17 protein-coding genes are annotated in these 18,280 nt (G+C 71.2%); 9 read left to right on the top strand and 8 right to left on the bottom strand.

Going from position 1 to position 18,280, the window contains the following annotated elements:
- Positions 1-142 precede the first annotated feature (142 nt).
- Positions 143-2,380: a transglycosylase domain-containing protein gene (locus ACZ6C1_RS23015; RefSeq protein ID WP_469243122.1), complete on the bottom strand. Its 2,238-nt coding sequence runs from the start codon at positions 2,378-2,380 to the stop codon at positions 143-145.
- Positions 2,381-2,946: 566 nt separating this feature from the next.
- On the opposite strand from ACZ6C1_RS23015, the gene ACZ6C1_RS23010 reads away from it, so the two are divergent.
- A complete protein-coding gene (locus ACZ6C1_RS23010) occupies positions 2,947-3,291 on the top strand; it encodes a WhiB family transcriptional regulator (RefSeq protein WP_058940833.1) in 345 nt (114 codons plus the stop codon).
- Positions 3,292-3,618: 327 nt separating this feature from the next.
- Here the strand turns inward: ACZ6C1_RS23010 and bagB are convergent, their stop codons facing one another.
- Together bagB and bagA are read right to left on the bottom strand one after the other, a co-directional pair.
- Complete coding sequence (bagB, locus tag ACZ6C1_RS23005) at positions 3,619-4,911, bottom strand: ATPase BagB (protein WP_469243120.1); 1,293 nt, start codon at positions 4,909-4,911, stop codon at positions 3,619-3,621.
- Positions 4,908-5,870 carry an ATPase BagA gene (bagA, locus tag ACZ6C1_RS23000; RefSeq protein WP_469243118.1) on the bottom strand — a complete coding sequence of 321 codons (963 nt, stop codon included), beginning with the start codon at positions 5,868-5,870 and terminating at the stop codon, positions 4,908-4,910. The genes bagB and bagA overlap by 4 nt, the downstream gene beginning before the upstream one ends.
- Before the next feature lie 299 nt (positions 5,871-6,169).
- Between bagA and ACZ6C1_RS22995 the strand changes: the two genes are divergently transcribed.
- The 5 genes from ACZ6C1_RS22995 (at position 6,170) to ACZ6C1_RS22975 (ending at position 10,121) form a co-directional block, all read left to right on the top strand.
- Positions 6,170-6,328, top strand: coding sequence for a DUF4177 domain-containing protein (locus ACZ6C1_RS22995; RefSeq protein WP_019992579.1), 159 nt, complete (start codon positions 6,170-6,172; stop codon positions 6,326-6,328).
- The gene (locus ACZ6C1_RS22990) at positions 6,325-6,795 is read left to right on the top strand and encodes a RidA family protein (RefSeq protein WP_469243116.1); all 471 of its coding nucleotides are present in this window, start codon (positions 6,325-6,327) and stop codon (positions 6,793-6,795) included. The genes ACZ6C1_RS22995 and ACZ6C1_RS22990 overlap by 4 nt, the downstream gene beginning before the upstream one ends.
- Positions 6,796-7,374: 579 nt before the next feature.
- Entirely contained in the window at positions 7,375-8,244 is an 870-nt protein-coding gene (locus ACZ6C1_RS22985; RefSeq protein WP_469243114.1) for an NUDIX hydrolase, read from the top strand.
- Positions 8,241-9,071, top strand: coding sequence for an MBL fold metallo-hydrolase (locus ACZ6C1_RS22980; RefSeq protein ID WP_469243112.1), 831 nt, complete (start codon positions 8,241-8,243; stop codon positions 9,069-9,071). The genes ACZ6C1_RS22985 and ACZ6C1_RS22980 overlap by 4 nt, the downstream gene beginning before the upstream one ends.
- Positions 9,072-9,236: 165 nt before the next feature.
- Positions 9,237-10,121: a prohibitin family protein gene (locus tag ACZ6C1_RS22975; protein WP_469243110.1), complete on the top strand. Its 885-nt coding sequence runs from the start codon at positions 9,237-9,239 to the stop codon at positions 10,119-10,121.
- A 76-nt stretch (positions 10,122-10,197) separates the two neighbouring features.
- Here the strand turns inward: ACZ6C1_RS22975 and ACZ6C1_RS22970 are convergent, their stop codons facing one another.
- Positions 10,198-10,872, bottom strand: a complete 675-nt coding sequence (locus ACZ6C1_RS22970) for a Crp/Fnr family transcriptional regulator (protein WP_014046869.1) — start codon at positions 10,870-10,872, stop codon at positions 10,198-10,200.
- Between the two features lie 252 nt (positions 10,873-11,124).
- Between ACZ6C1_RS22970 and nth the strand changes: the two genes are divergently transcribed.
- The 3 genes from nth to ACZ6C1_RS22955 all read left to right on the top strand — a co-directional run bounded on the left by nth (position 11,125) and on the right by ACZ6C1_RS22955 (position 14,724).
- Positions 11,125-12,456, top strand: a complete 1,332-nt coding sequence (gene nth / locus ACZ6C1_RS22965; RefSeq protein WP_469243108.1) for an endonuclease III — start codon at positions 11,125-11,127, stop codon at positions 12,454-12,456.
- A gap of 325 nt (positions 12,457-12,781) precedes the next feature.
- Positions 12,782-13,450 carry an NUDIX hydrolase gene (locus ACZ6C1_RS22960; protein ID WP_469243200.1) on the top strand — a complete coding sequence of 223 codons (669 nt, stop codon included), beginning with the start codon at positions 12,782-12,784 and terminating at the stop codon, positions 13,448-13,450.
- A gap of 74 nt (positions 13,451-13,524) precedes the next feature.
- Positions 13,525-14,724 carry a MarP family serine protease gene (locus tag ACZ6C1_RS22955; RefSeq protein WP_469243106.1) on the top strand — a complete coding sequence of 400 codons (1,200 nt, stop codon included), beginning with the start codon at positions 13,525-13,527 and terminating at the stop codon, positions 14,722-14,724.
- A 127-nt stretch (positions 14,725-14,851) separates the two neighbouring features.
- Here ACZ6C1_RS22955 and ACZ6C1_RS22950 read toward each other — a convergent pair whose 3' ends face one another.
- The 4 genes from ACZ6C1_RS22950 to nhaA all read right to left on the bottom strand — a co-directional run bounded on the left by ACZ6C1_RS22950 (position 14,852) and on the right by nhaA (position 18,179).
- On the bottom strand, positions 14,852-15,031 hold the full coding sequence (locus ACZ6C1_RS22950) for a hypothetical protein (protein ID WP_469243104.1): 180 nt from the start codon (positions 15,029-15,031) through the stop codon (positions 14,852-14,854).
- Positions 15,032-15,180: 149 nt separating this feature from the next.
- Complete coding sequence (locus ACZ6C1_RS22945) at positions 15,181-16,113, bottom strand: alpha/beta fold hydrolase (protein ID WP_469243102.1); 933 nt, start codon at positions 16,111-16,113, stop codon at positions 15,181-15,183.
- Positions 16,110-16,604, bottom strand: coding sequence for a phage holin family protein (locus ACZ6C1_RS22940; protein WP_469243100.1), 495 nt, complete (start codon positions 16,602-16,604; stop codon positions 16,110-16,112). The genes ACZ6C1_RS22945 and ACZ6C1_RS22940 overlap by 4 nt, the downstream gene beginning before the upstream one ends.
- Before the next feature lie 39 nt (positions 16,605-16,643).
- On the bottom strand, positions 16,644-18,179 hold the full coding sequence (gene nhaA / locus ACZ6C1_RS22935; protein WP_469243098.1) for a Na+/H+ antiporter NhaA: 1,536 nt from the start codon (positions 18,177-18,179) through the stop codon (positions 16,644-16,646).
- Positions 18,180-18,280: the final 101 nt, after the last annotated feature.

The following is an 18,280-nucleotide window of genomic DNA, read 5'->3' as shown; positions in this document are numbered from 1 at the left end:
CGTCCCCCCCCCCCCCCCCCCCCCCCCCCCCCCCCCCCCCCCCCGTCGCCCCCTCCTCCCACACCCCCCCCCCCCCCCCCCCCCCCCCCTCCCCCCCCCGCCCCTCTTTCTGGTGAGCGTGTCATCAGCGTCTGCGTCTGCGTCAGCGCCAGCCGCCGTTGCCGCCGCCGCGCTGGTTGCCGCCGCCGATCAGGTCCGGCGGGATGGTGATGCCGTCCCAGGGATCGTCGCCGCCCGGCTTGTCGTCGTCACCGCCGTCGTCACCGTCACCGCCGCCCGGCTTGTTGTCGCCGGGCTTGCCCTTGCCCTTGCCGTCCTTCGGGGCATCGGGAATGTGGACCTCGGCGAAGGGCGGCGCCTCCCGGCCGTCGAGCGCGCCGGTCATGGCGTCCCGCCAGATCGGGCCGGGTACCTCACCACCGAAGACGGCACCGTGGTACCGGCCACCGATCCTGATGGAGAACATCTCCACGTCCTGGCTCGGGCTGCCCACCCATACGGCGCCGGACAGGTTCGGGGTGTAGCCGACGAACCAGGCGTTCTTGCGGGCGTCCGTCGTACCCGTCTTGCCCGCGTTGTCGCGGCTGGTCAGGCCGGCCTTCTCACCCGTACCGGAGTCGACCACATCGCGCAGCAGCGAGTTGATGGTGTCGGCCGTCCGCTCCGACATCGCCTTGGTACAGCTCGTCTTCGGGACCTCGAGGCTCTTGCCGTCCGCCGTCTTGATCGACTCGATGGCGGTCGGGGTGCAGTACGTGCCGCGGTTGGCGAACGTGGCGTACGCGTTCGCCATGTTCAGCGGCGAGATGCCCTTCGAGCCGAGCGAGATGGCGGGCACCTCGGGCAGCTTCTCGTCGTTGCCCTGCACCACGCCCAGCTTGTTGGTCATCTCCACGACCGGGCACATCCCGATCTCGGCGATCATCTGGACGAAGTAGGTGTTGACCGACTTGGCCATCGCGTCCTTGAGCGCGTACGGGCCGACCTCCGACTCGTTCTCGTTCTCGACGTTGTCCCCCTGGTTCACCCAGGGCTTTCCGCTGCACGTCGACACGGACGACGGGTAGGGCATCTGGTACGGCGACGAGTACACCTGGGTCGGCGGCTTGCCCTGCTCCAGGGCGGCGGCCGCCACGAAGGGCTTGAACGTCGAGCCGACCGGGAAGCCGAAGTTCGAACCGCCCATGCGCTTGTTGACCGAGTAGTTGATCTGGGTCTCGTTCTTCCCGAAGCCGTACGGCCTCGACTGAGCCATCGCCATGATCTTGCCGGTGCCGGGCTGAACCATCGTCACCGCGGTGGCGACCTTGTCCGTCTGGTAGACGTGGTTGCTGATCGACTCCTGCGCCGACTTCTGCGCCTGCGGGTCGAGCGTGGTCTTGATCGTCAGACCGCCGCGGTTCCAGACCTTGCTGCGTTCCTCGCGGTTCTTCCCGAAGACCGGGTCGGAAAGGAAGACCTCGCGTACGTAGTCGCAGAAGAAGCCGGCACCGTCGACGGCCGTGATGCAGCCGTTCTTCGGCTTGCTGACCTTCAGCTTGATCGGGATGGCCTTGGCCCGCTCGGCCTCCGCCTCGCCGATGTCACCGACGGCGGCCATGCGCGACAGGACGACGTTGCGGCGCTTGGTGGCCTCCTGCACGTCGTTGACCGGGTCGTAGCGGCTCGGCGACTGGACGATGCCGGCCAGCATCGCCGACTCCTCCAGGGTCAGGTTCTTGGCCGGCTTGGAGAAGTACCGCTGGGCCGCGGCCTCGATGCCGTACGCCTGCTGCCCGAAGAAGGTGATGTTGAGGTAGTTCTCGAGGATCTTCTTCTTCCCGAGCTCCTCCTCGACCTGGATCGCGTACTTCAGCTCCTGGATCTTGCGGCCGAGGGTCTGCTGGGTGGCCTGGGCGACTTTGTCGGGGTCGTCGCCGGCCTCCTCCACGAAGACGTTCTTCACGTACTGCTGGGTCAGCGTCGAGGCGCCCTGGGCGACCCCGCCCGACTGGGCGTTCCGGTTGAGCGCGCGCAATACGCCCTTGAGGTCGATGGCGCCGTGCTCGTAGAAGCGCGAGTCCTCGATCGCGACGATCGCCTTCTGCATGTACGGGGAGATGTCCTTGAGGTCCACGACCGTGCGGTCACGGGAGTACACCGTGGCGATCTGCCCGCCCTGCGAGTCCAGGATCGTGGTGCGCTGGCTGAGCGGGGGGCGCTTGAGGTTGGCCGGGATCTCGTCGAACCCCTGGACCGTGCCCTTCGCCGCCAGCCCCAGCGCTCCCGCGGCGGGCAGGGCGATGCCGGCCAGTACGGCTCCGGCGAGCACGCTGACACCGACGAACTTGGCGGCCTGCTGGGCCCCGGTCAGGCCACCGCCCGAGCGCTTCTTTGGCATGGGGCAAGCCTAATCCGTCGGTAGTGGCGTTCCGAGGGAGCGGGTGGGTTACGGGATGTTCGCGTACCAGGTTGTGACATGGGCGCACGACCGGAGCGGTCCGGGAGCCCGAGGGCGCCTCGGGGCCTCCTCGGGGACTCCTCCGCGGCTCCGGGGCTCCGCGGCTCCGGGGCTCCGGGGCCTTCGAAGGGGCTCCCTCCTCGTTTTCCGGACACACGTACAGGCCTTGGCCTAAGCTGGTCACACCTGTCACAGCAGTCGCGCCCCCCGGTATGACCCGCGCGTTCCCGAGCCGCGCGGGACCATGTCCGTTTCCCCCTCATGCGTCAGCACGTGCCCTTTGTGGCTCACCCAGAACGCACCGCACTGCGTCATTTATTACGCATGTCCAGCGCTCACTCCCCTGGGTGATCTGCCGCGTACGCATAGTCCGTTCGGACCATTCAAGATTGGGCCCGAAGGGGGTGTTGCGCTGTGCCCACCTTCCGTAACGTCCTCAACTGGTGGCGGTGAATATGCCGCTGCCGCCGTGGGGGAGCCTCGATTCGGGAGAGGACGGCGCCGGTATGGGCTGGGTAGCTGACTGGAGTGCGCAGGCCGCCTGCCGCACTACCGATCCGGATGAACTGTTCGTACAAGGAGCGGCGCAGAACAGGGCCAAGGCCGTGTGTACCGGATGCCCGGTGCGGACGGAGTGCCTGGCCGACGCGCTGGACAACCGCGTCGAGTTCGGCGTGTGGGGCGGCATGACGGAGCGCGAACGCCGCGCACTGCTGCGCCGGCGGCCGACCGTCACGTCGTGGCGTCGGCTGCTGGAGACCGCGCGTACCGAGTACGAGCGGAGCGCGGGCATCCTGCCCGTCGCGCTGGACGACGACGAGACGTACGAGACGTACGCGGCAGTGGGATAGCCGTGGGACGGACGAGGTAGCAGCAGCAGGGGGACAGGCACGAGTCGTTCCCCGCAGGTCAGCGGCGCCCCGCGCAGTCGGCGGCGTCTTGCACGGCCAGCCGTGCCGTGTGCTGCCCAGTCAGCGGTGCGCTGCCCGGTTCAGCCGCTGCCCGCGCTGCGCGGTCAGGGCGTCTTGCTCAGTAGCTGTGCTTTGCGCGGCAGCGGTGCCTTGCGCCGTCAACAGTGCCCTGCACCGTCAACAGTGCTTGCCCAGTCAGCGGTGCGCGGTCAACAGCGCACTGCCTGGTTCAGCGGGCCCGGTGCCTCAGCGGTGTGCCGTGCGCGGTCAGCCGTGCCCTTCCGCGAGTCGGTCGCCGATGGCGCGGAGGCCCGACAGGTCGTGCACGTCGCCGGGGAGCGCCGGTACTTCCGTGACGGCCACCTCGGGGTGGAGCGCGGTGAAGCGGTCGCGCGTGCGCTTTTCCCGCGCGAGCACCTGCATCCGTTCGGCGTGCAGGCGAAGTAGACCCGCTGTCAGTTCCGCGACGGCGGGCGACGTGGTGTCGGCGGAGCCGACGGTGGCGGTGGCGACGCCGGTCGTGACGTCCGTGCTTGCTGCTGTGGTTTCGGGGGCCTCGGGCTCGGGAGAGGTGGTCTCGGGGCCACGAACACCAGTCTTCCCGGCCGCCTGATCCACAATGCGGCCCTCTTCAAGATTTTCCGCGGCGGCCAGCGCCCGCTCGGCGGACAACCGGACGGCCCCGCTGCCGTGTACGCGGTTGAGCACCAGCCCGGCCAGCGGCATCCGCTCCGCCGCCAGCCGCTCCACGAAGTACGCCGCCTCCCGCAGCGCGTCCCGCTCCGGCGCGGCCACCACGAGAAAGGCCGTGCCCGGGGCCTGGAGGAGCCGGTACGTGGCGTCCGCCCGCGTACGGAAGCCGCCGAACATGGTGTCCATCGCGGCCACGAACGTCTGTACGTCCCGCAGCAGCTGACCTCCCAACAGCTTGCCCAGGGTGCCCGTCATCATCGACATGCCGACATTCAGGAACTTCATTCCCGCCCGGCCGCCCACCTTCGCCGGCGCCATCAGCAGCTTGATGAACTTCCCGTCCAGGAACGACCCCAGCCGCTTCGGCGCGTCCAGGAAGTCCAGCGCGGATCGGGACGGCGGGGTGTCGACGATGATCAGGTCCCACTCCTCGCGCGCCCGTAGCTGTCCCAGCTTCTCCATCGCCATGTACTCCTGCGTGCCCGCGAAACCGGCCGACAGGGACTGGTAGAAGGGGTTGCCGAGGATGGCCGCCGCCCGCGCGGGCTCCGCGTGTCCCTCGACGATCTCGTCGAAGGTGCGCTTCATGTCGAGCATCATGGCGTGCAGTTCGCCGCCGCCCTTGATGCCGTCGACCCGGCGCGGAACGTTGTCGAGCTGGTCGATGCCCATCGACTGGGCGAGCCGGCGGGCCGGGTCGATCGTCAGGACGACGACCTTCCGCCCGCGCTCTGCCGCCCGTACGCCCAGGGCGGCCGCCGTCGTCGTCTTGCCGACACCGCCCGCGCCGCAGCACACGATGATGCGCGTCGCCGGGTCGTCCAGCAGCGGATCGACCTCCAGGCCGGGAGCCCCTTCGAGAGTCATGCACCCACCCCGAGCTTCCTGAGTTCCTTGGCCAGCCGGTAGAGACCGGCGATGTCCGCCCCTTCTCCGAGGAAGGGCAGTTCGTACGTCGGGACCTGAAGCTTCGCCAGCGCCTCCCGCTGCTCCCGCTCCAGCTCCACCCGCTGGGCGTGCTCGACGGCCTGGTCGAGGAGCGGGCCGACCAGCCGGGCCGAACCGCTGAGGCCCGCCGCGGCGAGCGCCTTGGTGATGTCCTTGCGGTGGTCGCCGGCGGCGGCCCGTACCGCGTCCTCGTCCAGTACGTGCGGGCGGACCATGTTGACCACGACGCCACCCACCGGCAGGTCCGCCTCACGCAGCTCGGCGATGCCGTCGGCGGTCTCCTGGACCGGCATCTCCTCCAGGAGGGTCACCAGGTGGACGGCCGTCTCCGGCGACTTCAGCACCCGCATGACCGCCTGGGCCTGATTGTGTATCGGGCCGATCTTGGCGAGGCCCGCCACCTCGTCGTTGACGTTCAGGAAGCGGGTGATCCGGCCGGTGGGCGGGGCGTCCATGACGACGTAGTCGTACACGAACCCCCCGTGTTTCTCCCGGCGGCGTACCGCCTCGCACGCCTTGCCGGTCAACAGGACGTCCCGTACGCCCGGCGCGATGGTGGTGGCGAAGTCGATGGCGCCGAGCTTCTTGAGGGCGCGGCCCGCCGAGCCGAGTTTGTAGAACATCTGGAGGTAGTCGAGGAGTGCGCGCTCGGCGTCGATGGCCAGCGCGTACACCTCGCCGCCGCCCGGCGCGACGGCGATCTTCCGCTCCTCGTACGGGAGCGCCTCCGTCTCGAAGAGTTGTGCGATGCCCTGTCTGCCCTCGACCTCGACGAGGAGGGTCCGCTTGCCCTCGGTCGCGAGGGCGAGCGCGAGGGCGGCGGCGACCGTCGTCTTACCGGTACCGCCCTTGCCGCTGACGACCTGGAGCCTGCTCACGTATTCGAGCCTAACCAGTAGTGCTGTGGGCCAGTCGCCCCCGGGTCGGTTTGGGCGGGTCAAGGCCGGGAGCCTCTCGTGCCCGAAGGGCGCCGGGGGAGAGGCGAGAACCGACTCCGGCGCGGAACGCGGGCGGCTGACGGCGGCGCAGACGGCGCATGGGGCGCAGACGGCACGTGCGGCGCAGACGGCACGTGCGGCGCATGCGGGGGGCGGCATCGGGAGGCGCTGCCGCCGCCCCGCTCGGGCTGGGGTGCCTGAGCAGGAGGCTGCCTTTGGCAGCGGCTACAGTCGGCTCCATGACCAAGTGGGAATACGCGACCGTGCCCCTTCTCGTGCACGCGACCAAGCAGATTCTGGACACCTGGGGCGAGGACGGCTGGGAGCTCGTCCAGGTCGTTCCCGGGCCGAACAACCCCGAGCAGCTCGTGGCGTACCTGAAGCGGGAGAAGCCGTGACCGGCCGCGTGGAGGCGACGCTCGCCGAACTCGGCCTGACCCTGCCGGACGTGGTGCCGCCGCTGGCGTCGTACCAGCCGGCGGTCCGGTCGGGCGTGTACGTGTACACGGCGGGCCAGCTTCCGATGGTGGACGGCAAGCTTCCGGTCACCGGCAAGGTGGGCGGCGAGGTCACCCCGGAGGAGGCCAAGAAGCTCGCGCGGATCTGCGCGCTCAACGCACTGGCCGCCGTGAAGTCGGTCGCGGGTGACCTGGACCGGATCGCCCGGGTCGTGAAGGTCGTCGGGTTCGTCGCCTCGGCGTCGGACTTCACCGGCCAGCCGGCCGTCCTCAACGGCGCCAGCGAGCTGCTGGGCGAGGTCCTGGGCGACAAGGGCGTCCACGCGCGCAGCGCCGTGGGCGTCGCGGTGCTCCCGCTGGACGCGCCGGTCGAGGTCGAGATCCAGGTGGAGCTGGTCGAGGACTGAGCGGCCTGTTCCGCCGGCCCGTGCGTCGGCCGGGCGCGCCCGGTGGGCCCCGGCCCTCCTCGGCGCGTGCGACGGCCGGTGTGTCGCCTGGCGCCGGGCTGGGTACGTCGGTCCGGTGCGTCGCCTGGTGCCGGGCCGGGTACGTCGGTCCGGTGCGCCGCCTGGTGCCGGGCCGGTACGTCGGTACGGTGCGACGGCCGGTACGTCCGGCGTGTGGGTCGGTTCCGTGTGTGGGCCAGTACTCCCGGCGCGTGCTCCGACCAGTGCGACGGCCGGGTACGTCGGTTCTGCCGGTCCGTGCGTCGGCCGCTAGGCCCGTCGCGTGGGTCGGTTCCGTTCCGCGTGTGGGGCGGGTGCGCCTGCTGCTCCGTGTGTCGGCCGGTGGTGCGCTGCGGTCCGGGGCCGCGGGGCCGTAGTCCGTGGGCCCGTGGCTCGTGGTCCGGCCGTACCCGCATCGGCGCCGCGTCGCGGGGGCGCGGGCCGGCCGCTTCCGGTCCCGTGCCCACGGCTGGGCGCGGGGCCGTTGCCGTAGCCACCTTTCCTCTCGAACATCTCGGCGGATGCGCATAGCATCCGGCCATGCCCAATGGTCAGTGGTACCCCCCGGAGTGGCCCGACCGCATCCGCGCGCTCGCCGGCGGCACGCTCACGGCCGTGACCCCGCGACGGGCCGCGACCGTCCTGCTGCTGCGCGACGGCGCCGGTGGGCCCGAGGTGCACATGTTGCGCCGGCGTACGTCGATGGCCTTCGCGGGCGGCGCGTACGCCTATCCGGGTGGCGGCGTCGACCCGCGCGACGAGAATCCCGTGCGGTGGGCGGGTCCGGCGCCCGCCGAGTGGGCGGCCCGGCTCGGCGTCGACGAGCCGGCCGAGGCGCAGGCCATCGTGTGCGCGGCGGTGCGTGAGACGTACGAGGAGTCCGGCGTCCTGCTCGCGGGCCCGACCGCCGACTCCGTCGTCGCCGACACGAGAGGCGACGACTGGGAGGCCGACAGGGCCGCTCTGGTGGCCCGTGAGCTGGCGTTCGCGGACTTCCTGGACCGGCGGGGCCTGGTGCTCCGCTCCGACCTGCTGGGCGCCTGGGCGCGCTGGATCACCCCCGAGTTCGAGCCCCGCCGCTACGACACGTGGTTCTTCGTGGCCGCCCTCCCGGCCGGCCAGCGGGCCTCCAACGCCTCGACGGAGGCCGACCGTACCGTCTGGATCCGCCCGGCGGAGGCCGCGGCGGGGTACGACCGCGGCGAGCTGCTGATGATGCCGCCGACGATCGCCACGCTGAGGGCCCTGGAGGGGTACGGGACGTCCGCCGAGGCACTGGCGGGGGCCCGGGACCAGGACCTCACCCCCGTACTGGCTCAGGCGCGTCTGGAGGGTGACCAGGTGGTGCTGAGCTGGCCGGGGCACGAGGAGTTCACCAAGCGGGTCGCCACGGGAGGTGGGGACGCATGACCGACGCAGCTTCCCTGCCCGGGCAGCCGCGTGGCGCCGTGGTCTCCGGCCCGGCGACCGAACGCGCCGTCAACGTCCTCGCGCCCAACCCGTCCGCGATGACGCTCGACGGCACCAACACCTGGATCCTCTCCGAGCCGGACTCGCCGCTCGCCGTCGTGGTCGACCCGGGCCCGCTGGACGAGACGCACCTGCGGCGGGTGATCGACACGGCCGAACAGCTGGGCAAGCGCGTCGCGCTGACGCTCCTCACGCACGGGCACCCGGACCACGCCGAGGGCGCGGGGCGGTTCGCCGAGCTGACGGGAACGGCCGTACGCGCGCTGGACCCGGCGCTGCGGCTCGGTGACGAGGGGCTGACCGCCGGGAAGGCCGTCGAGGTCGGCGGCCTCGAGCTGCGCGTCGTTCCGACGCCGGGGCACACCGCCGACTCGCTCAGCTTCCATCTGCCCGCCGACGGGGCGGTGCTGACGGGCGACACCATCCTCGGGCGCGGTACGACGATGGTGGCGCACCCCGACGGGCGGCTCGGGGACTACCTGGACTCCCTGCGGCGGCTGCGCTCGCTGACGGTCGACGACGGCGTCCACACCGTGCTGCCGGGCCACGGTCCGGTCCTGGAGGACGCCCAGGGGGCGGTCGAGTACTACCTGGCCCACCGTGCCACCCGGCTCGCCCAGGTCGAGACGGCCGTCGAGAACGGGTACCGGACGGCCGCCGAGGTCGTCGCGCACGTGTACGCGGACGTGGACCGGTCCCTGTGGCCGGCGGCCGAGCTGTCGGTGCGGGCGCAGCTTGAGTACCTGACGGAGCACGGCCTGATCTGAGGAGCCGCACGGCCCGAGCTGCGGGGCGGCACCGACCTGAGGGGACGGCACCGAACCGCGGGGCAACACAGCCCGACCTGGGGGGCGCGGTCTGGGTCCGGGGCGGCGATGGCCCATGCTTTACGCTCCGCTTACTTCTGTGCTCCGTCCCTGGGGGGATCTTCCGTGTTCGTCCTGTCCATCCTGTTGCTCATCGCCGCCGTGGTGCTGTTCTTCGTCGCGCGCGGCACCGAACGCCGCGGTCTGAGGCTCGGCGCCGCCGGTGCGCTGATCGCGGGCCTGTTCGCCGCCGTGACCAGCTGCGTACATGTGATCAGCGCGTACGAGGTCGGCGTCCCCGTCACGTTCGGCAAGGTGGGCGCGCCCATGACGTCGGGCATGAACCTCACGTCGCCGTTCACCAACGTCACCACCTTCTCCACGCGCCCGGTCGACCTGAACCTGTCCGACAAGGACGTCGTGGAGGTCCGTTCGTCGCAGGGCGGCGTGATGTACGCGGAGGTGACCGTGAAGTGGGCGGTCACCCCGGCCAAGGCGGTCGAGCTGTACAAGCTGGCCGGGAGCGAGGAGGCCATCCAGCAGCGCCTGGTCTTCCCGGACAGCCGCGAGATCATCCGTAACGTCTTCGCCCGCCACACGAGCGAGGAGGGCTACGCCTCCGCCCGTGAGCAGATCAACACCGAGATCGGCGATCTGATCAAGGAGCGGCTGGCTCCGCGCGGCATCGACGTGACGACCGTGAATCTGCGCAACGTGAAGCCGTCGGACCAGCTCCAGAGCCAGATCGACCGCAAGATCCAGCAGCAGCAGGCCACCGAACGGGCGACCGAGGCCGCGCGTACGGCGAAGGCGGAGGCGGAGCGGCGCCGGATCGAGGCGGAGGGCATCGCGCGGGCCAACAAGATCCTCAACGACTCCCTGACCGACAAGGTCCTGCTGAACCAGTGCATCGACGCCTACAAGGAGGCGTCCGCCAAGAACCCGGTGTACGCGGTCCCCTGTGGCGGCGGCAACGGCAACCCGCTGATCGTGGACGGCACGAAGAACTGACCCGGGCGGGTACGCGTACGACGAAGGGCCGCCCCGGTTCCCCCGGGGCGGCCCTTCCGCGTGTGCGGTGCGCGTACTAGCGCGAGCGCTTGGCGAGCCGCTCGACGTCCAGCAGGATCACGGCGCGCGCCTCCAGGCGCAGCCAGCCGCGGCCCGCGAAGTCGGCGAGCGCCTTGTTGACCGTCTCGCGGGAGGCGCCGACGAGCTGGGCCAGCTCCTCCTGGGTGAGGTCGTGCACGACGTGGATGCCCTCCTCGGACTGCACGCCGAAGCGGCGCGACAGGTCCAGGAGCGCACGGGCGACTCGACCCGGTACGTCGGAGAAGACCAGGTCGGACATCTGGTCGTTGGTCTTGCGCAGGCGGCGGGCGACAGCGCGCAGCAGGGCCGTGGCGACCTCGGGGCGGGCGTTCAGCCAGGGCTGGAGGTCACCGTGGCCGAGGCCGAGCAGCTTGACCTCGGTCAGGGCGGTCGCGGTGGCGGTACGCGGGCCCGGGTCGAAGAGGGACAGCTCGCCGATCAGCTCGCCGGGACCGAGGACGGCGAGCATGTTCTCGCGCCCGTCGGGGGACGTGCGGTGGAGCTTCACCTTGCCCTCGGTGACCACGTAGAGCCGGTCGCCCGGGTCGCCCTCGTGGAAGAGCGCGTCGCCACGGGCGAGCGTCACTTCACTCATCGAGGCGCGGAGCTCCGCGGCCTGCTCGTCATCGAGCGCCGCGAAGAGCGGGGCGCGCCGCAGAACGTCGTCCACGAGTTCTCTCCTATGTCGACCTGCTCAGGGACGTTGGGTCCCATGATGCCGGACGGTAAAACAGTGCGATCAATCACAACAAGTTTGACGCACTGGCACGCGTGTCCGTACGGCAGGGCCCCGATTGGGTCGTGATCGACCATGGTCGGGGCGGATGTCGGCGGTGGCGCTTAGGCTGGCCGGGTGTCCAATTCGCCGGTGAGAGCGCAGGCCGAGGGGGCCGGGAGAGTGTCCGGGGAACAGAATTCCGCTGTGGGCGAACACGTGTCGCCCGTGTCGACGAATGCCGCAAAAGCGGGCAAACCGACGAAGGGGACCAAGGCGGTCAAGGCGACCAAGCCGCCCAAACCGACCCGGTCGGCCGATGCGGCCGCGCCGCCCGAGCCCGTCCCGACGCCAGGGACCCCCGGGGCCGCCGAGCCGGCTGCGGCCCCTGCCGGGCAGGCTGAGCCGGCCGAGACCGCCAAGCCGGCCAGGGCGACCAGGACGCCTGCGACCGCCAAGTCGACAAAGGTTGCCGAGGCGGCCAAGGCAGCGAAGGCGACCAAGTCCGCGAGGGCAGCCAGAGCGACCGGGACGACCGGGACGCCTGCGACCGCCAAGGCGGCCGGGCCGACCACGGCGACCAAGTCGACAAAGGTCGCCAAGCCACCCACGACCACCAAGGCAGCCAAGACCGCCACGGCGACCAAAACCGCCAAGGCCGCCACGGCGACCGAGACCGCCAAGACCGCCAAATCAGCGAAGACCGCCAAGCCGGCCGCGACCACCCCGCCCGGCAGTGCGCCGCAGAAGGCGCCGCGGGCCTGGAAGGCGGAATCGCACCTGGCGATGGTGCGCCGAGCTCGCAAGATCAACCGCGAGCTGGCCGATGTGTATCCGTACGCCCATCCCGAGCTCGACTTCCGCAACCCCTTCGAGTTGCTCGTCGCGACCGTCCTGTCGGCCCAGACGACCGACCTGCGGGTCAACCAGACGACCCCCGCGCTGTTCGCGAAGTACCCGACACCGGAGGACATGGCGGCGGCGGTTCCGGAGGAGCTGGAGGAGATCATCCGGCCCACCGGCTTCTTCCGCGCCAAGGCCAGGTCCCTGCTGGGCCTGTCCGCCGCCCTGCGGGACAACTTCGGCGGTCAGGTCCCCGGCCGCCTGGAGGACCTGGTGAGCCTGCCGGGCGTGGGCCGCAAGACGGCGAACGTGGTCCTGGGCAACGCCTTCGGCGTACCGGGCATCACCGTGGACACGCACTTCGGCCGGCTGGTCCGGCGGTGGAAGCTGACCGAGCAGGAGGATCCGGAGAAGGTCGAGGCGGAGATCTGCGAGATCTTCCCCAAGTCCGAGTGGACGATGCTCTCGCACCGGGTGGTGTTCCACGGCCGGCGCATCTGCCACTCCCGGAAGCCCGCCTGCGGCGCCTGCCCGATCGCGCCGCTGTGCCCGGCGTACGGGGAGGGCGAGACGGACCCGGAGAAGGCGAAGAAGCTCCTGAAGTACGAGAAGGGCGGCTACCCGGGCCAGCGACTGGCCCCGCCCCCGGACTACCCGGGCCGCCCGGCGGCGCCCCTGGGGGCCGGTGACGAATGACGGAACGAATCAGTGGCTGAAACGCGTTGTGAAGCCGGGGGTGCCTATGACGCGCGCTGAAGAACACACGCACAACCGCGGGACCAACCGCCCGGCACCGCCGGCCGGTGCCCGGCCGACCCCGCCACCCGGCATCGAACCCACCGCCCCCCGCACCCCCCACCGCGGCCCCGCCCACCCGGAGCGCCCCGTCCCCACGCACCCCCGGGGCACCGCCCCGACGACCACCCCCGCGACCGCCACCGCCGCACGGGCCTCCACCGCCTCCGCTGCCTCCGCCGCCACCGCTTCCCGCCCGCAGCCGCCCGCCCGCGGCCGGGACGGGCTGGCATCGGTCACCGTGACCGAGGAGGGGCTGCCCGAGTGGCTGGAGCCGGTCGCGCGGGCGGCGCGGACCGTGGCGCCCGAGCAGCTCAGCCGGTTCCTGCCGCCCGAGCGCGGCGGCCGCCAGTCCGCCGTGCTCATCCTCTTCGGCGAGGGCGACCACGGCCCCGAGCTGCTGCTCATGGAGCGCGCCGGCAGCCTCCGCTCGCACGCCGGGCAGCTGTCCTTCCCCGGGGGCGCCCTCGACCCCGAGGACGGAGACCCCGACGCCGACGGGCTGCTGCGCGCCGCGCTGCGTGAGGCGGAGGAGGAGACGGGCCTCGACCCCGCCGGCGTACAGATCTTCGGCGTGCTGCCGCGGCTGTACATCCCCGTCAGCGGCTTCGTCGTGGCGCCGGTCCTCGGCTGGTGGCGTTCCCCGAGCCCGTTCCGTGCCGTCGACCCGGCGGAGACCGCCCGGGTCTTCACCGTGCCCGTGGCGGATCTCACGGACCCGGCCAACCGCGCCACCACCGTCCACCCCAGTGGACACCGCGGCCCGGCATTTCTGGTCGAATCGGCTCTGGTCTGGGGTTTCACCGCCGGAGTGATCGACCGGATCCTCCACTTCGCAGGCTGGGAGCGCCCCTGGGACCGGGAGAAGCAGGTCCCGCTCGACTGGCGCTCATGACAGGCTGACGCTGTGCTCCGCAGCCGAACGGGGCGACTGGGGCGACCGGAGACGAATCTGCGAGGCTAATGACGGTGAACGTGCTGGACATTCTGCTGCTGGTCGCCGCCGTGTGGTTCGCGATCGTCGGGTACCGCCAAGGTTTTGTCGTCGGCATCCTGTCGGTGATCGGCTTCCTCGGCGGCGGCCTCGTCGCGGTCTATCTCCTCCCGCTCGTCTGGGGGCCGCTGACGGACGGCGCCAAGGTGTCGACGACCGCCGCGATCATCGCGGTCGTCATCGTGATCGTCTGCGCCTCCGTGGGCCAGGCCTTCACCACCCACCTCGGCAACAAGCTGCGCCGTCACATCACTTGGTCACCCGCCCGCGCGCTGGACGCCACCGGCGGCGCCCTCGTCAACGTGGTGGCCATGCTGCTCGTCGCCTGGCTGATCGGCTCCGCCCTGGCCGGTACGTCCCTGCCGACGCTCGGCAAGGAGGTCCGGAATTCCAAGGTGCTGCTCGGCGTCTCGCGGGTGATGCCCGCCCAGGCCTCCACCTGGTTCGCCGACTTCTCCTCCGTACTGGCGCAGAACGGCTTCCCGCAGGTCTTCAGCCCGTTCGCCAACGAGCCGATCACCGAGGTCCGGGCCCCCGACCCGGCGCTCGCGGGCAGCCCGGTGGCCGCCCGCGCCAAGAGCTCCATCGTCAAGGTCGTCGGCACGGCGCCGAGCTGCGGCAAGGTCCTCGAAGGCACCGGTTTCGTCTTCGCCGAGCGCCGCGTGATGACCAACGCCCACGTCGTCGGTGGAGTCGACGAGCCGACCGTCCAGATAGGGGGCGAGGGCAGGCGGTACGACGCGAAGGTCGTGCTGTACGACTGGCAGCGCGACATCGCCGTACTGGACGTACCGGACCTGGAGGCGAAGCCGCTCCGGTTCACGGACGCGGACGCGCGCAGCGGCGACAACGCGATCGTCGCCGGCTTCCCGGAGAACGGCGCGTACGACGTCCGCTCGGCGCGCGTGCGCGGCCGGATCAACGCCAACGGCCCGGACATCTACCACCGAGGCGAGGTGCGCCGCGATGTGTACTCGCTGTTCGCGACGGTCCGCCAGGGCAACTCCGGCGGCCCGCTGCTCACCGCGGACGGCAGGGTGTACGGGGTGATCTTCGCGAGGTCCCTGGACGACCCGAACACCGGCTACGCCCTGACGGCGGACGAGATCCGCCAGGACATCGAGCTCGGCCGGACCGCCAACCAGCAGGTCGACAGCCAGGGCTGCGCCCTCTGACCGGCCGCCGCCCGGCAGGGCCCCGGCATCGGTGATCCGGGGACTTGCCGGAACGGCGACGCCCGATCAGCGCCCAGCGGCGCGTACGCCGGAGCAGCGTCGAGCCGCGCGTGCGCCGGAGGCGCGTTCAGTCGCGTGTATGCCGGAGGCGGGCCGAGACCCAGCGGGCTCGGCGGCGGAGGATGCGGGAGATCCCGAGTCGGGGATCCGGCCCCTGACCGGTCGGTGGACCGCTCCTCGGGGGAATCGGCGCAGAGGCCGAGCGGCGGTTCCGTGCTGAGTCAGCGTAGTCGTGCGTCCAGCCCATACCCCGACGTCTGCCCGGGCCCCAAGGTCGGTAACCGCCCCAGGGGCCGCCAATTGGCCTATGCGCCGGGCAATTGGCTGTTCGTCATACGAGCTGTTCGTCGTGCGGCTGTGTGCCCCCCCAGGCGCGGGGACGGGCACGGCGGGCGACTACCGGTCCGGCTCGGGGTCCTTGAGCCAGTTGATGAGCTCGGTGGAGAACGCCACCGGGTCCTCCTCATGGGGGAAATGGCCCAGCCCGTCGAACAGCCGCCACCGGTACGGAGCTTCCACGTACTCGCCGGAACCCGCCGCGCTGCGCGTACGCATCGCCGGGTCCAGGGAGCCGTGCAGGTGCAGTGTGGGAACCCGCACCGGGCGCTTCATACGGCGGTTGAACTGGATCCCGTCAGGACGGGCGAGGGACCGCACCATCCACCGGTACGGCTCGATCGAGCAGTGCGCGGTCGACGGGATGGCCATCGCCCGCCGGTACACGTCGATCGTCTCCTCACCCAGCTCCTGGCCCGGCCCCGACCAGTCGCGGATCAGCCGCCCGACCAACGCCGCGTCATCGGCCACGAGCTGACGCTCAGGCAGCCACGGCCGCTGGAAGCCCCATACGTACGAGCCGGCGCGCGACTGCGAGAAGTCCGCCAGCATCGCCGAACGCCACCGTCGCGGGTGCGGCATCGACGAAACGGCCAGCCGGCGCACCAGCTTCGGCCGCATCACCGCCGCCGTCCACGCCAGGTACCCGCCCAGGTCGTGCCCGACCAGCGCCGCGTCCGGTTCGCCGAGCGACCGCACCACGCCCGTGATGTCGAGCGCCAGGTTCGCCGGGTCGTATCCCCGAGGCGTACGGTCACTGCCGCCCACGCCGCGCAGGTCCATCGCGACCGCCCGGAACCCCGCGTCGGCGAGCGCGGGCAGCTGGTGCCGCCACGTCCACCAGAACTGCGGGAATCCGTGCAGCAGCAACACCAGCGGGCCGTCGCCCATCTCGGCGATATGGAAGCGCGCCCCATTGGCCGCCACGTCGCGATGTGTCCAGGGACCATCGATACGTACGGGACTGCCGGAATTGCTCTCAGGGACGGTCATGCAGACGAGCGTGCCACAACCTCGGCCTCGTCCTTGACCGGAAGGGCGGGACGAATCGGACGCCCGGCGGCCTCACGCGGGTGCGGCTTGGCGTTTCCGAACACGGCGGCGGTCCGCTTGGCCGAGGCCATGGACCGCTCCGGCGGCTTGACCTTCTTGAACTTGGTCACCGCGAGCAGCGCCAGCAGCCCGGCCAGCACCAGGTACGCGCCGCCGACGATCAGGAAGGACCAGGCGAGCCCGAGTCCCAGGTTGTGGATGCCGTACGCCGCGGCGAAGCTCAGCACGGGAAGCGAGAAGAGCGCGAAGACGCCCGCGACGCTGAGGGCCGCACCGCCCATCACGCCGCGCTTGACGTCCTGTCGCAGTTCGGCCTTGGCCAGCGCGATCTCGTCGTGCACCAGTGCGGACATCTCGGCGGTCGCCGAGGCGACCAGCTGGCCGAGACTGCGCTCCGCACCAGGTCCACCATTGTCGGCGGGGTAGCTCATCGTCTCGCTCCCTCTTCTCTCCTACGGTCCGACCTCAGATCATGCCGGACGGTCGCGGTCTGTGCGCGATCCCCCTGCCACATCGGCCCGCCCGGCCGTCTCCGCGTCCGTCTCCGTGTCCGCCTCCGCGTCCGTCTCCCCGCCCGTTTCGGCAGCCGTTTCCGGGTCCGTTCCGTCGGCCGTCCCCCTCTCCACAGCCGTCTTCGCGGCGGCCTCCTCGGCGAGTCGCCGGTGCTCGGCGGCCTTGTACTCGTGGATCTCCGCCATCCGCAGGTGGTACGCGGGGTCGTGCTGCTCGTAGATGTCCGGAATGCCGTCCATGTCTTCGTCCCGCTCCTCCTCCTCGAGGAGCGCCCGGTACTTGCGCACCCGCAGCTTCAGCAGGATCGCGGCGAGGACGGCGGCGATGAGCGAGCCCATCAGGACCGCCGCCTTGACCTGGTCGGTCAGCCCGGCGTTCCCGGCGAAGGCCAGCTCCCCGATGAGCAGCGAGACGGTGAAGCCGATGCCCGCGAGGGTGGCGACCGCGAAGAGGTCCGCCCAGGTGAGGTCCTGGTTGAGCGACGCCCGGGTGAAGCGGGCCGCCAGCCACGTACCCCCGAAGATCCCGAAGGCCTTGCCCACCACCAGGCCCAGCACCACACCGAGGGTCTCCGGCTTGGTGAAGACGTCGGCCAGTGCGCCGCCGGAGACGGAGACGCCCGCTGAGAACAGTGCGAACAGCGGCACCGCGAAACCGGCCGACAGGGGCCGCACCAGATGCTCGATGTGCTCGCCCGGGGATTGTTCCTCGCCCTCGCGGCGCGTGCAGCGGAGCATCAGGCCCATGGCGACGCCGGCGATGGTGGCGTGGACGCCGCTGTTGTACATCAGGCCCCAGATCACCAGGGCGAGCGGGATGTACACGTACCAGCCGCGTATACCGGTGCGCAGCAGCACCCAGAAGACGACCAGGCCGGCGAAGGCGCCCGCGAGCGCCGCGAAGTTCAAGTCGTTGGTGAAGAAGATCGCGATGATCAGGATCGCGAACAGGTCGTCGACGACGGCCAGGGTGAGGAGGAACGCGCGCAGCGCGGACGGCAGTGAGGTGCCGATCACGGCGAGGACGGCGAGCGCGAAGGCGATGTCGGTGGCGGTCGGGACCGCCCACCCGGCCGTCGAGCCGCCTCCGCCGACGCTGACGAGCGTGTAGACGAGCGCCGGGGCGATCATTCCGCAGAGCGCGGCGATCACCGGGAGCGCGGCCGCCTTCGGGTCGCGCAGTTCGCCCGCGACGAGCTCGCGCTTGAGTTCGATGCCGGCGACGAAGAAGAACACGGCCAGCAGCCCGTCCGCCGCCCAGTGCTGGAGGGACAGGTCCAGGCCGAGGGCGGCCGGGCCCATGTGGAAGTCGCGTACGGACTCGTAACTGCCGCTGATCGGGGTGTTCGCCCAGACGAGGGCGGCGACGGCGGCGAGGAGGAGCAGGACACCGCCCACCGTCTCCGCCCGCAGCGCGTTCGCAATGTACGTCCGCTCGGGGAGCGAGAGACGGGCGAGGAACGTGCGCGGGGGGCTGGAGTTCGGCGCGGCCACGGTGGCGGACCTCCGGTCGGTTCGGCGGGCATGACGAAACGCATTGCCGACCAGACTTCCCGGCGCACCTTGAGACTCGTGTTCATCGTGTTGACGCGGCT

The organism is Streptomyces sp. NPDC041796, from assembly GCF_055590785.1.
This window is presented reverse-complemented; position numbering and strand designations above follow the sequence as displayed.

Coding starts and splice junctions, on each gene's coding strand:
- ACZ6C1_RS23010 (WP_058940833.1), top strand. CDS start 2,947: ATGGGCTGGGTAGCTGACTGGAGTGCGCAGGCCGCCTGCCGCACTACC.
- ACZ6C1_RS22980 (WP_469243112.1), top strand. CDS start 8,241: ATGACCGACGCAGCTTCCCTGCCCGGGCAGCCGCGTGGCGCCGTGGTC.
- ACZ6C1_RS22940 (WP_469243100.1), bottom strand. CDS start 16,604: ATGAGCTACCCCGCCGACAATGGTGGACCTGGTGCGGAGCGCAGTCTC.
- ACZ6C1_RS22995 (WP_019992579.1), top strand. CDS start 6,170: ATGACCAAGTGGGAATACGCGACCGTGCCCCTTCTCGTGCACGCGACC.
- ACZ6C1_RS22985 (WP_469243114.1), top strand. CDS start 7,375: ATGCCCAATGGTCAGTGGTACCCCCCGGAGTGGCCCGACCGCATCCGC.
- ACZ6C1_RS22945 (WP_469243102.1), bottom strand. CDS start 16,113: ATGACCGTCCCTGAGAGCAATTCCGGCAGTCCCGTACGTATCGATGGT.
- ACZ6C1_RS22950 (WP_469243104.1), bottom strand. CDS start 15,031: ATGGGCTGGACGCACGACTACGCTGACTCAGCACGGAACCGCCGCTCG.
- bagB (WP_469243120.1), bottom strand. CDS start 4,911: ATGACTCTCGAAGGGGCTCCCGGCCTGGAGGTCGATCCGCTGCTGGAC.
- ACZ6C1_RS23015 (WP_469243122.1), bottom strand. CDS start 2,380: ATGCCAAAGAAGCGCTCGGGCGGTGGCCTGACCGGGGCCCAGCAGGCC.